Origin of the sequence: Streptomyces atratus (assembly GCF_040655115.1) — a bacterium.
Classification (GTDB): domain Bacteria; phylum Actinomycetota; class Actinomycetes; order Streptomycetales; family Streptomycetaceae; genus Streptomyces; species Streptomyces atratus_D.
Map to the genome: position 1 here is coordinate 15,423 of NZ_JBFAJH010000005.1, position 13,309 is coordinate 28,731.

Genomic DNA, 13,309 nt, shown 5'->3' on the forward strand with positions numbered 1-13,309 from the left:
AGATCCATGTGCTCGACGCCGACTTCTTCCGCCGGTGGATGGTCACAGCCGCGGCCGCTGTGGATCGTGAGGCGGACCACCTCACCGAACTCGACTCGGCGATCGGGGACGCCGATCACGGCAGCAATATGCAGCGCGGATTCGCCGCGGTGACCGCGGTACTGGAGAAGGAGGATCCGCAGACACCGGGGGCCGTACTGCTCCTTGCGGGACGGCAGTTGATCTCGACGGTCGGCGGGGCGTCGGGGCCGTTGTACGGGACACTCCTGCGGCGTACGGGAAAGGCGCTGGGCGATGTGCCCACCGTGACGGATCAACAGCTGGCCGAGGCGTTCGTCGCGGGTGTCGCCGCCGTGGGGCAGTTGGGCGGTGCGCAGGCCGGGGACAAGACGATGCTCGACGCTCTGCTGCCGGGCGTGGAAGCGCTCGGCACGTCGTACGCCGCTGCCCGGGACGCGGCCGAGGCGGGTGCGACCGCGACCGTACCGATGCTTGCGCGCAAGGGCAGGGCCAGCTATCTGGGTGAGCGCAGCATCGGGCATCAGGATCCGGGGGCGACGTCGTCCGCGCTGCTGATCGCCACGCTGGCGGAGTCGTACGAGCGCAGTGGAGGCGGCTCGTGAGCGAGGAGAAGCAGGTAGGGATCGTTCTGGTGTCGCACAGCGGGCCAGTGGCCGAGGCGGTGGCCGCGTTGGCCAAGGGGCTGGCAGCCGGTGGTGCGACGGCGCCGGTGGCCGCGGCCGGCGGTACGCCGTCGGGTGCGCTCGGGACCAGTGCGGAGCTGATCGCCGAGGCGGCCCGGTCGGTCGACGGCGGCGTGGGCGTCGCGGTACTGGTCGACCTGGGCAGTGCGGTGCTCACGGTCAAGGCGATGCTGGCCGCGGGGGACGAACTGCCGGACGGGGCACGGCTGGTGGACGCGCCGTTCCTGGAGGGCGCGGTCGCCGCACTGGTCACGGCGTCGGCGGGCGGTGATCTCGCCGCGGTGGAGGCCGCGGCGACGGAGGCGTACGGCTACCGCAAGCTGTAGCGGACCGGGAGTACGGGATCCCGTACCCGGTTCGTGGGACCGGGTACGGGACCGACGTGGGGTGCGCGTGTTCCGTCAGGCTGCCGAGGCGGTGCCCGCCGCGGCGATCCGGATCCGGGTCTGTTGCGTCGTGCCGTTGACCGTCACCGCGAGCGTGATCGTGCCCGTCCGAAGCGCCGTGAGGGTGCCGGTGGACGGGGCGAAGGCCGCCGTGTGCCGGTGGCGGGCGCCGTCCCGGTCACCGATGTGGACGTTCGGTGACCCGGTCCAGTCGGCGGCCAGCGGGAACGCGACCGGGACACTGCGGGCGCCCTGGGTGACGGTCGCCGTAAACCTCGTGGCGTGTCCCGCGCCGAGCACCGACGGGGCATCGAGTGTCAGTGCGTCAACATGTGCCCGGGTCTGCACCGAGACCCAGTCGGGCGCGCCCTGCCACGGCTTCTCCCGCGCGGCGGCCTGTTCGCCGGGCGAGACGTGGTCCGCGCCGACGAGGGACCAGCCGGTGAAGCCGCCCTCGTCCGCCGGTCCGGCCGGCCCCTTCCCGGAGTTGCCGTTGATCAGATACGGCACGCCGTCGACGTGCGAGGCGTGGAAGACCCCGACATGGCTGCCGATGAACGCGGCGCCCTTGCCCGTCGTACGGCGGAAGTCGGCGAGCCACTGTTCGAGCAGGGCCGCCTCCTTGCGGTCCCCGAGCTGGCTGCCCTTCTGGACGGTCGGGTCGCGTGGCGGGACGTGCTCGATCAGCATCACCGAGTCGACGTCCGGGTCCTTCGCCGCCGCGTCGAGCTGGGCGCGCACTTCCTTGATCTGGGTGAAGCCCCCGCCGCGCAGGGTGAGACTGGAGGTGTCGAGCGTGATGAACCGGGTGCCCTTGTGATCGAACGTCCGCTGGGCGGGACCGAATTGGGTGACGAAGTTGTCGATTTTCCCGCCCATCACTTCGTGGTTGCCGGGCACGTAGTACCAGGGCAGCGAATCGCCCAGTTCTTCGGTCAGGATCTGGCGTGCGAAGGCGAGGTCCGCGGGTGATCCCTCGTCGACGAGGTCGCCGTTGATGACCAGGAAGTCGGGCCGTGCCGCTTTGATCTCGCGCAGGGTGCGCCGTGCCTGGGTGACGATGGCGCTGTCGGGGTCGCGGGCCACGAACTGGGCGTCCGACATCACCGCGAACTGCCAGTCCCGGTGTTCGGTGACCGCGGCCGGATCGATCAACGGGTCTACCGTCGCGGACTGTTCGGGCAGGTCGACGGTGGGCGGCACCTGGGCGGTGAGGTCGTCGATGACGATCGCACCGGTGTACTGCTGGGCGGCCGCCGTCTCGGCGAGGTAGAAGCGGTACACCCTGAGCGGCATGGCCGCGCCCGCCGGCACGGCGAAGGTGACCTGCCGCCAGCCGGTCCAGGTGACGTACGGTCCGCGGAGCAACTGGTCGGAGCCCGCGGCGTCCTTGAGGTGCAGCGTCGGCCAGGCGCCCTTGCCGTCGCCCTTGATCCAGAGCTTGAACGACTGGGGCTGTCCGGGCACGGTGACCGGCTGGGGCGGGGTGGCGTACGCGGCGCGCGTCGCGGTCGACCGGGTGAAGTCGTAGGTGAGTTCGAGCCCGGTGCCGGTGTGGCCGTCGGGTGTGGCGGAGAGGGATCCGCTCGCCCGGGCCTGGCTGAACTTCCAGGACCCGGCGTCGCCGAAGTCGGAGACCGCCTGCTCGGCGAGGCCGACGCTGACGGCGAGGACGGTGGTGGTGCCCGCGACGGTCGCCTTGATCCGTCCGGCGCCGCTGCCGGTGCGTGAGGTGACGGTGAAGTTGCCCTTGCCGTCGTCGCGGATGTCGAAGAGCGCGTGGTCGTAGTCGAGGGTGACGTCGCGGGGTTCGACGGGGGCGCTGGTGCCGTGCGCGTCGAGTCCGACGACGCCGAAGGTACCGGTGGCTTCGGCGTTCGCGAGGCCCACCCGCTGTGTGGTCGGCTCGATCCGGGCCAGCGTGTCGAGGACGGTCAGTGCGGTGCTGCCGCGGGCGGATCCCTGTTCGGCGCGTGCCTCCGTGGTGCCGCTGTGGCGTGCCGTGAAGAGCCCGTTGCCGTCGACCGTACCGACGTTGTTGCGGGCGGTGCGCCAGTGCGGGGTGCCGGTGGCCGGGCCGTACGTCTCGTCGTATCCGATCGCGGTGAGGCTGCGGGTGAGTCCGGGGAAGACCCGCTCGGGGTGGCCGCCCTTGACGGGGTCGGTGCCCGGTGCGGTAGCCGCCGGGGTGCGGGTCTCGACCCAGAAGCCCTTGAGGCGTCCGCTGCCGTCGGGGGCGGTGAGGGCGAGGCCGTTGGGTACGGTGCGCTCGGTGCCGTCGGACGGGCTGTTCTCCACCTGCAGCGCGTCGCTGCCGGGTGCGCGGGCGACGAGGGTCGAGGAGCCGCCGCCGTCCAGGTTGAGTGCGCTGTACGAGCCTGCGCGCCGCATCATCCGGCCGAGTTCGGTGAGTGTGACGCCGCCGCTGTCGGCCTGCCGGCCGTCGATGGTGAGGATCTGCATCGTGCGGCCGTCCTGGGAGAAGCCGACGGCGGTGCGCGGGGCGGCGGTGTCGTTGCCCTCCCCGTCGTGGTTCTGCGCGACGCCGTCGACGACGAGGAGTTCCCGGCCGCCGACGGCGGTGCGGGGTACGTCTCCGCTGTCGGTGCGTGCCCGGTAGGTCAGCGACACGGGGTCGCCGGGCCGGAGCGACGTGAGTGCGGCGGCTCCGGCCTCGCGTCCGACAAGGATCGTGGTGTCGTCGGGGACGGCGCCCGAACCGGGGGTGCCCGACACGGAGACGACCTTGCCGTCGCGTACGACCGCTTCGGCGACCGGAGTCGCCTTGTCGACAGTGAGCGCACGGTCGGCGGTACCCCAGGCCGAGGTGTACGCGCCCACTCCCCCGCTCGGCACATTGGCGGCGTTGTACGCGGCGAGCGGCCGCTGCCCGGAGGGCACAGTGAGTGTGCCCTCGAAGTACAGATTCAGAATGCGGCCCGCGCTGCCGGGGCCGATGCCGACCGCCCGGTTGACTCCGGGCGCGGGTGACTGGACGGGCGCGCCGTCCTTGATACCGACACCTTCGGGCGCACCGGTCTGGTTGATGTCGAAGAAGTCGGCGTTGATCGCGGCAACGGTCCGGCGGCCGGGGCCCGCGTCGTGTCCGGCGGCGAGTTGCGAGACCGTGCGCCGGTCGGAGACCTTGCCGGTGGAGAGGTAGTCGGCCTGCACGCCACTGCCGTCGAGGTCGACGGAGAGGGAGTCGACACGCAGCCACTTGTCGGATTCGAGCCGGTCGTACGAGTTGAGGCGGACTCCGGGGGCGATCGGGCGCGAGGTGCGGGCGGTCTCGATGCCGTCGCCGTCCACGACGGATCGGGAGTCGCCCGCCGCGTTGCTCGCCGCCGGTGGGGCGACGGGTCTGAGGACTTCGGCGGAGTTACGGGGACGGGGGTCGGGGGTCGTATCGGCGACGGCGGGGACGATGGCTCCCACCGTCATCGCGGACACCGTCGCGAGCAGCACGAGCGGACGCGTTGCTTTGCCGACTATGCCAGGGCCCACAAATCCTCCTGGAATGACGATGGTTGCGCGGGCAGTAAGCGCTGTCGGCGGACAGCATGGCCGCGCGTACTGCCACGCACCAGAGGGCCTCCGGAACCTCAGGGGAAACAGGGTGCGTCGACTCGATGACACCCGTGATCATCGGGGAGACTTGACGGCATGTCGTCTCAGAAGCGCAGTGCGGGTCTTCTCCTGTTCCGGTCGGTGGACGGTGGCGCCGGCTTCGAGGTGTTCCTCGGGCACATGGGTGGCCCCTTCTGGGCGGCCCGCGAGGCTGCCGCGTGGACGGTCCCCAAGGGTGAGTACGGGCCCGGGGAGGAACCCGAGGCAGCTGCCCGCCGCGAGTTCGAGGAGGAGTTCGGCCGTCCGGCGCCGGACGGGGACTGGGTACCGCTCGGTGAGTCCCGCCAGACCGGTGGCAAGACGGTGGTGGTGTGGGCTCTGGAGGGTGATGTCGATCCGGCCCGGGCCGAGCCGGGGACGTTCACCATGGAATGGCCCCGGGGGTCGGGCGTGCAGCGGGAGTTCCCGGAGATCGACCGGTTCGCCTGGTGCACACCGGAGGAGGCGGCGGAGCGTCTCGTCGCGGGCCAACGGGTCTTCGTCGACCGACTGCGGGACCATGTGAGCGGCGGGCAGGCGCCGGACGGACCCTGAGCCGCTACGCACGGGCCGCCCCGGTCGCGGAACGGCGATAGGGAAACGGCGTAGCCGAAAGGGCGTTGGGACTCGCGGGTCACTTCCGTTGTTCACCGGCCGTGGTGGCGGGCAGTGTGCGCCTCGCGCTCTGCCCCGGGTCGGCGATCGAGGATCCGCCGTTCAACCGGGGGAAGGTCCCGGCTGCGGCCCGTCACAGCCCTCGGCCGAAGTGGCGAGAAAGCACAGCCGCGCGCCACCTGACACCCTCACAGAACAACGTGTTGACCTGCAGAAATCGGGTGTGCGTCGCACAAGTCCCCCATACGCTCCACGATATGTCTGAACCCGCCGCCAACGGACCTTCATCGGAAGGGTCACGCCCGCTGTGGCGTGACCGCAACTTCGGCATCTTCTGGGCGGCGCAGGCCCTCTCGGTCGTCGGGGACTCGTTCGCCCTGATTGCGCTGCCGCTGTTGGTGCTGCACGCGACGGGATCCGTGGCGCAGATGGGCTTGCTCACCGCCGTAGCCGGCGCGGCCTCGCTCCTCGCAGGGGTTTTCGCCGGGGTCGTGGTGGACCGTATGGACCGCAGGAAGCTGCTGATCGCCAGCGATGTCGTCCGCATGGTGCTGTACGCACTGATACCGCTGGTATGGACGTTCGGCCCGCAGACCTGGCTGCTCTACGTGCTGCTGCCTCTGGGTGAGGCTGTCGGGATGCTGTTCTCCGTCACGTACGTCACCGTCGTCCGGAGCCTGGTGAGTGGCCGGCGGATCACGGAGGCCAACGGCAGACTCAACGCCACGGCCGCGGCGGCTGGGGTGATCGGCCCGCTGTGCGCGGGCGTGGTGGCGGGTTGGTTCGGCCCGGCAGCGGCTGTCGGCGTTGATGCGGCGAGCTTTGGCGTGTCGGCAGCCTGCCTGAGCTTCGTACGGTTCCCGGGCGGCACGCGCGCGGCTTGGACCAGCGCGGCGCCGGAAGCAAAAGCGGCTCGGCCGAGGCTGCGGGACGACCTGCTGGCCGGGGTGACCTTCCTGCGCCGACACCCCGTGCTGCGGGCCTTGACCCTCCTTCTGACCGTCTTCAGTTTGCTGACTCTCGGCCTGAACGACCTGCTCATCTACCACCTCAAGCACGACCTCGGTCAGAGCGACAGCGCGGTCGGAACCGTCTTCGCAGCCGGAGCGATGGGCACGATCACCGGAGCCCTCCTCGTGGCCCCGGTCCGCCGCAGGCTCGGCTTCGGCGCAACATGGATCGGCACCGTTGCGGTCTGCGGGCTCGCCGTGGCGGGCATCGGCCGGGCCGACAGCGTGGCAGGCACTGCCATCTTGACCGCAGCATTCCTGGGCTGCACCAGCATGGCGGGCACGTGCTCGATGTCCTTACGCCAGGAAGTGACGCCTGAGCACTTGCTGGGGCGGGTGACCTCGGCGTTCTGGACCATCCATTATTCGGCAGCCCCGGTCGGCGCGGCCGTTCTCACCTGGGCCGCACAGCGCCATGGAACGGCCCCGGTGGGTCTGGCCGCCGGCGTCTGCTGCCTGCTCGTCGCGGCAGTGGCTCTGCTTTCCCCGGTCCGCCGGCCCCGTCCGGAGGGGTCACCTGGCCACCCCTGACCGGCATCGCGCATGGTCCGGAGAACCTCGGACGGCGTGCCCGTACGGCCGGACGTCCCGCGGATCAACGGTTCGACAACACTCGCTCGGTCTCAGGCCGTGCGCACCGCGAGCGCGCCGAACCCGTGGGCAGTGAAAGCACTCGGCTTCGGCCTGGCCGACGCGTCGGCCGGGCCGGGCGTCGTGGCTGCCGATGCCGCGGGTGACGGCGTCGATCCATGCCTTGTACTCGGCCGTGTCGGACGCCCCGCCCGCCGAGTAGGTGGCGCAGTCCCGGCCCGGGATGGTGCAGAGGGCGGGCACGGGCACCGCGTGCCGCCGCGTCGCGTCGCCCCGCGAGGGCTGCCGGCTTCTGGGGCGGATGGGAGCACGTGCGCCACGCACTCCGCAGGCGGCTCGCGCGGTCAGCGCTGGTGGACCTCGCCCTGTGCGATCTCGATGCTGCTGTGCAGATCGTTCGTCGCTTCGAGCGCGGCGGACCCGGACAGGATCAGGCAGGCCAGCAGCGCGGCCGCGGCCGCACGGCCGACGCCCGGCCGGTGGGTGGCCCGGCCGAGCAGCGCCGCGACCCGGCGCGGCACCGGGCCCGCTGCGGCGGCGAGCGCCACGCGGGGGCGCGCCCGCACCCCTTCCGCCGCCCGCGCCGCGAGGGCGGCGCGGCCGATCGCGCGCGCGGCGACCCGCCGGTCGCCGACGGCGGTGGCCGCCGCCTCGTCGGCGCAGCGCTCCAGGGCGTAGCCCATGGGTGCGCGCAGCGAACGCAGGGCGGGATGGCAGAGGGCGGCGAGCTCGGCGGCGGCGAGAAAGAGGTGGTGCCGACCCGCAAGATGGGCACGCTCGTGCGCAAGCAGGGCGTCGCGTTCGGTGGGGTCCAGGGCGCGCAGCATACCGGTGGTGACGACGATCCGGCCGGGGCTGCCCGGGAGCGCGGGCAGCGCGTAGGCGTCGGGGCGGCTGTCACGCAGGACGGCCAGTTCGCTTCCGGAGCAGTCGGCCGACTGTCCGGCGCGCCGCAGCTCCACCCAGTGGCGGCGGGCGGTACGAACGACCGCGGCGGTGCAGCCGGCCAGCATGACCATGGCGGCGAGGGCGAGCGGGACGGCCACGGCGGCGGGCGCGTCGGCGAGCGGCTTGACGAGTTCACCGACCGTGGCGACCGTGGACAGCTGGGTCGCGCCGGGCACCACCAGCAGCACCAGGGCGAGCGTGCTGCACAGGGCGAGACCCACGGCCGTCGAGGCGAGCAGCCGCACGGCACGCAGGGGCGGCAGGGCGTCCGCCAGCCGGCGGGCGGCGGGAACCGCGACGAACGGCATGAGCAGCGGGACCCATACAGCGTAGATCATCGGGCGTCTCCGTCGAGCAGTTCCCGGAGCAGCTGCTCGTCCTCGTCGGTGAGCTGCGAGACGAATCGGGCCAGCACAGTGCTGCGGTCCTCTTCCTTCTGCAGTTCGCTGTGCATCCGGCGGGCGGTGAGGCCGGGCGCGTCCTCGGTGGGGGTGTAGGCGAAGCCGCGCCCGGCGCGGGTACGGGCGACTGTGCCCTTCTCGTACAGCCGGGTCAGGATCGTGGTGACGGTGGTGCGGGCGAGGGGCGCGCCGAGGGCGGCCTGCACCTGTCCGGGGGTGAGCGGGGCGTCGGCCGCCCACAGAGCCGCGAGAACGGTGGATTCCAGCTCGCCGGCCGGTCGCCGTTCCGGCGCCGAAGAGGGCTCCGGTGCCGGGCCGGGCACCGGAGCGAAAGCCTGGTCCGGCTCACTGTCCGGCCCGGGGGTCGGCTCGCCGGCCGCGCGAGGGTTCGGATCCTCGCTCGATATCCCCTGCACCTGGAACTCTCCTCCCGCTCCGAGCGTCTACAGTGACATAGACCGTCTACAGCACTGTAGTCAGTCGGGCGTCCCGTCGGTGCGCCCAGTCACCATTATGGGAGGCCTTCCGCCGTGTCCGTATCCTCACTGGCGGCCGTGCCGCAGGCAGTGAACCTGCTGGACGCAGGGTCGCTGCTCGCCACGTTCGGCGCGCTCGGCATCGCGGTCGTGCTGTTCGCGGAGACCGGGCTGCTCGTCGGCTTTTTCCTCCCTGGCGACTCCCTGCTCTTCACGGCGGGACTGCTGAGCGTGCCCGGCGGCCACGGGGCGGTCCACCTCTCATTGTCACAGGTGCTCATCGCTGCCGTGGTCGGCGCGCTCCTCGGCGCGCAGACCGGGTACTGGATCGGGCGCCGCGGCGGTCGCACTCTGCTGGCCCGGAGCCGGGCCAAGCGGCTGCACGAGGGCGCCGCCCGCGCCGAGGAACTCCTCGAACGGTACGGACACGCGCGCGCGATCGTGCTGGCGCGCTTCGTCCCCGTGGTGCGTACGGTGCTCAACCCGCTGGCCGGGGCTCTCAACGTACCGGCCCGGATCTTCACGGTCTGGCAGATCGTCGGCGGACTGGTGTGGACCGTCGCACTGGTGCTCGCCGGCTACGGACTGGGGTCGTCGGTACCCAATGTCGACCGCTATCTGCTGCCGATCATCGCCGTCGTGGTCATCGTCTCCCTGATCCCCCTCGCCGCCGAGCTGATGCGCTCGCGCGGCCGCCGCACCGCTGAAGGGGACCCCAGCTGATGCTGCTCGCCTCTGCCGCCACCTCCCTCGACGGTGGCCTCTACACCTGGATCACCGAGCTCGCCCAGCGCTCCCCCGCCGCACTGGACTCCGCGATCCGCGTCTGGTCCGACGTCGGTCTCGCGCTCTTCGCCCTGCTGATGCTCGCCGCCTGGTGGCGGTCCCGCTCCGACGCCCCCGCCCGCCTGGCAATGGCGCTGTGTGCACCCCTGGTCGTGGTGGCCGCCTACGTGGCAAACGACCTGCTGAAGATGGCCGTCCATGAACAGCGGCCCTGCCAGACCCTGCACGCGGTCACAGTGGAAGCGTGCCCTCCGCTCGGCGACTGGTCCTTCCCCAGCAATCACGCCGCCATCGCCGCAGCCGCGGCGGTCGCGATCCTGCTGACCGACCGCCGGCTCGGTGCCATAGCCGTGCCCGCGGCGCTGCTGATGGCCGCGTCCCGGGTCTGGATCGGTGTGCACTATCCGCATGACGTGCTCATCGGGCTGGTCACCGGCGCGCTCGTGGCCTGGCCACTGACCATCGCCGCCCGGCGCTGCGCCCCGGTCGTGGTGCGGCTGCGCGAGACCAAGCTGCGCCCGCTGGTGGCGGCGCGGTGACCGAGGACGCGGCAGCCGGGCGCCGGTCTGTTGCGGGCCCGGTCGAACCCCGTATCCGTACGGCGCTCGGGGCCGTACTGATCGGGTTCGTCGGTCTCCTCGGCCTGACCGTGGTCGTTCTCACGGCCCGGCACGGGGCCGTGCTGCCCGTCGATCGGGCCGTGCACGCATGGTCCTTGCACCACCGGCCCTCCGCCCTGGTCTCGGTGGCCAGGGCGGTCACGGCGACGGGTACGGGCGTGTTCCCGTACGCCGCCGCAGTGGCCGCCGGACTCATCGCGGGCCGGGACATGCGCCGCCGTCTGGGGTACGCGACGGGGGCCCTGGTCTTCCTGCTGCTGGGGCAGGCACTGCGCTACGGGCTGATGGAAGCGATCGGCCGGTCCCGCCCGCCGGTGGCCGACTGGGCGACGCACGCCTCGGGGTTCGCCTTCCCGTCCGGGCACGCGACGACGTCCGCTCTCATGGCAGGCCTGCTGGTGGCGGCGATCGGCCACCGGGCGTGCGGGAGCCGGGCCGGCGGCATCGCCGCCGTCCTGCTCGGCTGCTGGGCCGCGGCCGTCGGGCTGAGTCGGGCTCTGCTCGGGGTGCACTGGGTGACCGATGTGGTGGCCGGCTGGCTGTTCGCCGCGTTCTGGCTGGGACTCGGGGCCACGGTGATACGGACGGCCCTGCCCGCACACCGCAGGTGACCCGCCGGTCCCGGTCCCACCCTCACAGGGGTCCGGTGCGATGCCCCGTCCGCCGGTCGTGCCTCTCGTCCGAGCCAACCGCGTCAAGCGTCCGCCCAGTCCTCGTCCGGAACGGCCTGCCGTCGGGTGAGCCGGGCAATGCGGAAGAGCTCTGGTCGCCGGAGCCCTTCAGTGCCCTCAGGACAGTGTTCGCCGGCACGGAGGCGGTCCGTGGCCTGTCCCGGTGAGTTCGGCACGGCGCTCGAGCGACGTGCCACGAAGGCCCTCGCTGCCGCACGGGAAGCGTCCTCCGGGAGGCCGCGCTGCGCTGCCAGTGCCTCAAACCATCTGCCCCGCACGCCGAACAAGCAGGGGGACGCATGATCGCCCGGACCGGTCCTCGCTGTTGATCACCAGCGTCGCCCACGCTGGTGATCAAGACAGTCGGCGGTCGTGGCTAATTGAACGTCGAACCGAGCTGCGCGCGCGTCGCGACCGTGCCGAGCGTGCCCGCGCCGAAGGTGAACGAACCGGTCGGCGTCACCCCGGAGGAGGTGGACCTGAACACCCACACCGAGCCGGCGTCGGCGTTCTCGCCGGGTGCGCCGACGATCAGCTCGGCGCGACCGTCGGCGTTGGTGTCGACCAGTTTGGCGGCCGCGCCGAAGCGGTCGTTGTTCTCCGCGACGCCGGGTACCCCCGACGTGTCCTGCGAGTAGCTCTTGGCGCCCTTGCCGGTGAGGCCGAAGGCCGTACCGCGCAGGATGACGACCGAGCCGGCCTGGTTCTTGCCGTCGAAGTCCTCACCCGGAACGCCGATCGACACGTCCTCGTAACCGTCGCCGTTGATGTCGGCGACCTGGACGGATTCACCGAATGCGTCGTTGTTCTCGGCGACACCCGGGATGCCCGCGCTGTCCTGGTTGAAGACCTTCGCCCGAGTACCGACCGGGCCCGACCTGCCGCCGGGGACGTAGGTGATCATGCCGCCGAGGGCGGTCGGTATCCCCAGGTCGCTGTCGTAGCCGTCGACCGCCCGCCCCACGACGATGTCCTCGATGCCGTCGTTGTTCACATCGCCGATGTCGAGGCTCTCACCGCCCTGGAGCCAGCGGCCGTTCGCACCTTTGACCGAATCGGGTCCGGTCAGTCCCGCTTTCGTGCCCGTCCAGTAGCGGATGTGCCGCCAGTCGTACTCGTCGAGGGAGTTGACCACCGCGGCAAGGTCGGCCACCCCGTCGCCGTTGATGTCTCCCGTGGCGAGGTCCAGGAGTCGCATGTCGTCCGTGTCGGTGATCCGGACCGTGCTCTGCGCGGAGCCGTCGCGGCCGAACGGCCCGGACAGCACGCGCAGATTCAGGTAGTTCTCGACGCCGACGACGTCCAGGTCGCCGTCCCCGTCGAAGTCCCCGGCCCTGACCGTGTTCCCGAGCCTGTCGTAGGACCCGTCGCCGACAGCCAGTGTCACGGAACCGGAACCCGACAGCCCCTTCGCGCCGCCCCAGATCACCGCGAGCGAGCCCGCGTCGGTGACGGTTCCGACATCCTCGCCGGAGGCGCCGATGACCAGATCCGCGTACCCGTCGCCGTCCAGATCACCGGTGGTGACCGAACTTCCGTACCCGTCCCCGGCCTCGGCGACGCCGGGAATGCCGGCGCTGTCCTGGTGGAACACCTGCTTGGTCGAAGTCTTCAGGCCCGTGGACGAGCCGTACATCACGGCCACATATCCGGCCTTCGCCTTGCCGCCGACGGTCGCCGAGGGCACGGGGATCGCCACATCGGAGTATCCGTCGCCGTTGAAGTCGTCCGGAAGTTCCATGCCGGGGGCGGCACGGCCGGTCGCGCTCCCCTGCGCGTGCGCGACCACAGGGGCGGTCACGGCGCTGCTCACCGCGAGCACGGTGACGAGTCCGAGGTTCCATCGCAGCGCACGTCTGTTCATGCCACTCCCATTGCTCTGTGCGGTGCATGAGTCGGGGTCAGTAGGTAGAGGCCGCGCCGAAGCAGGCCGGGGTCATGCCCGTGCCGACCGTGCCGCCGGGCGAGAAGGAGCAGGTGGTGATGCCGGAGGCGGTGGAGCGGAAGCCCCAGACCGTAGTCAACAAGACCAGCAGCACGGGCAAACGGTTGTACGCCTTCCCGTCACCTGCCGTTCGACCACCGCCGCCGCGCAGCCAGGCCTCCCCACGGCCGCGACCCCTGACAGGCGCGGCGCGGAAGGGGTGCGCGTGGCCCGAACACGCCGGCCGGAGCGTGAACCGGAGCCGGCCGCGGTGGACCAACTGGTCCACAACCCGGGCGATCTCGCGCGGGACGTGAACTGGGTGACCACCTCTTCGCGGCTCGGCACCGGGGGCTGCCGTTCACGCGGTTGAGCACAATGAATCCGGATCGAGCGGCACAGGAGCAGCTCGGAGCCGTCCCGCGGGCCCGACGGGCGGGGCTCGGGGCGGGCCGCCCGGATGCCGTGGACCCGCTGGTCTTTCCGGATCTCCACGCGCCGGTCAGCAGTCGCCCTGCGGGTGCGAGCCGAGGCCGAGTACGTCGAGCCGGCCTGCCCGCCCCCCACA

Annotated in this window: 14 protein-coding genes; 8 read left to right on the forward strand and 6 right to left on the reverse strand. The window is 71.8% G+C overall.

All coding sequences use genetic code 11. The features are described from left to right. Positions 1-8 precede the first annotated feature (8 nt). Complete coding sequence (gene dhaL / locus AB0I23_RS08470; protein ID WP_359108072.1) at positions 9-623, forward strand: dihydroxyacetone kinase subunit DhaL; 615 nt, start codon at positions 9-11, stop codon at positions 621-623. Continuing rightward, positions 620-1,030, forward strand: coding sequence for a PTS-dependent dihydroxyacetone kinase phosphotransferase subunit DhaM (locus AB0I23_RS08475; protein WP_359108073.1), 411 nt, complete (start codon positions 620-622; stop codon positions 1,028-1,030). The genes dhaL and AB0I23_RS08475 overlap by 4 nt, the downstream gene beginning before the upstream one ends. A 75-nt stretch (positions 1,031-1,105) precedes the next feature. On the opposite strand, the gene AB0I23_RS08480 is transcribed toward AB0I23_RS08475, so the two are convergent. Further along, positions 1,106-4,534 (reverse strand): phosphodiester glycosidase family protein, encoded by a 3,429-nt coding sequence (locus AB0I23_RS08480; RefSeq protein ID WP_359108422.1) that lies wholly within the window; start codon positions 4,532-4,534, stop codon positions 1,106-1,108. Between the two features lie 222 nt (positions 4,535-4,756). Here AB0I23_RS08480 and AB0I23_RS08485 point away from each other — a divergent pair, with 222 nt between their 5' ends. Both AB0I23_RS08485 and AB0I23_RS08490 read left to right on the forward strand, forming a co-directional pair. Continuing rightward, entirely contained in the window at positions 4,757-5,254 is a 498-nt protein-coding gene (locus AB0I23_RS08485) for an NUDIX domain-containing protein (RefSeq protein WP_359108075.1), read from the forward strand. A gap of 317 nt (positions 5,255-5,571) precedes the next feature. Further along, entirely contained in the window at positions 5,572-6,855 is a 1,284-nt protein-coding gene (locus tag AB0I23_RS08490) for an MFS transporter (RefSeq protein WP_359108423.1), read from the forward strand. On the opposite strand, the gene AB0I23_RS08495 is transcribed toward AB0I23_RS08490, so the two are convergent. Genes AB0I23_RS08495 through AB0I23_RS08505 form a run of 3 tightly spaced genes read right to left on the reverse strand, consistent with a single transcriptional unit; the run spans position 6,838 to position 8,587 of the window. Continuing rightward, positions 6,838-7,239: a glycoside hydrolase family 6 protein gene (locus AB0I23_RS08495; RefSeq protein WP_359108076.1), complete on the reverse strand. Its 402-nt coding sequence runs from the start codon at positions 7,237-7,239 to the stop codon at positions 6,838-6,840. The two genes, AB0I23_RS08490 and AB0I23_RS08495, sit on opposite strands and share 18 nt — an antisense overlap. Before the next feature lie 20 nt (positions 7,240-7,259). Next, the gene (locus tag AB0I23_RS08500) at positions 7,260-8,201 is read right to left on the reverse strand and encodes a M48 family metalloprotease (protein WP_359108078.1); all 942 of its coding nucleotides are present in this window, start codon (positions 8,199-8,201) and stop codon (positions 7,260-7,262) included. After that, on the reverse strand, positions 8,198-8,587 hold the full coding sequence (locus AB0I23_RS08505) for a BlaI/MecI/CopY family transcriptional regulator (protein WP_359108425.1): 390 nt from the start codon (positions 8,585-8,587) through the stop codon (positions 8,198-8,200). The genes AB0I23_RS08500 and AB0I23_RS08505 overlap by 4 nt, the downstream gene beginning before the upstream one ends. A 207-nt stretch (positions 8,588-8,794) precedes the next feature. Between AB0I23_RS08505 and AB0I23_RS08510 the strand changes: the two genes are divergently transcribed. Genes AB0I23_RS08510 through AB0I23_RS08520 form a run of 3 tightly spaced genes read left to right on the forward strand, consistent with a single transcriptional unit; the run spans position 8,795 to position 10,757 of the window. Then, complete coding sequence (locus AB0I23_RS08510) at positions 8,795-9,463, forward strand: DedA family protein (protein WP_359108080.1); 669 nt, start codon at positions 8,795-8,797, stop codon at positions 9,461-9,463. Continuing rightward, positions 9,463-10,065 carry a phosphatase PAP2 family protein gene (locus tag AB0I23_RS08515; RefSeq protein WP_359108081.1) on the forward strand — a complete coding sequence of 201 codons (603 nt, stop codon included), beginning with the start codon at positions 9,463-9,465 and terminating at the stop codon, positions 10,063-10,065. The genes AB0I23_RS08510 and AB0I23_RS08515 overlap by 1 nt, the downstream gene beginning before the upstream one ends. After that, complete coding sequence (locus AB0I23_RS08520; RefSeq protein ID WP_359108083.1) at positions 10,062-10,757, forward strand: phosphatase PAP2 family protein; 696 nt, start codon at positions 10,062-10,064, stop codon at positions 10,755-10,757. The genes AB0I23_RS08515 and AB0I23_RS08520 overlap by 4 nt, the downstream gene beginning before the upstream one ends. 436 nt (positions 10,758-11,193) lie before the next feature. Here the strand turns inward: AB0I23_RS08520 and AB0I23_RS08525 are convergent, their stop codons facing one another. Further along, positions 11,194-12,681, reverse strand: a complete 1,488-nt coding sequence (locus AB0I23_RS08525) for an FG-GAP repeat protein (protein ID WP_359108085.1) — start codon at positions 12,679-12,681, stop codon at positions 11,194-11,196. A 37-nt stretch (positions 12,682-12,718) separates the two neighbouring features. Next, positions 12,719-12,856 (reverse strand): hypothetical protein, encoded by a 138-nt coding sequence (locus tag AB0I23_RS08530; protein WP_359108087.1) that lies wholly within the window; start codon positions 12,854-12,856, stop codon positions 12,719-12,721. A 111-nt stretch (positions 12,857-12,967) separates the two neighbouring features. On the opposite strand from AB0I23_RS08530, the gene AB0I23_RS08535 reads away from it, so the two are divergent. Next, entirely contained in the window at positions 12,968-13,114 is a 147-nt protein-coding gene (locus tag AB0I23_RS08535; protein ID WP_359108089.1) for a hypothetical protein, read from the forward strand. Positions 13,115-13,309: the final 195 nt, after the last annotated feature.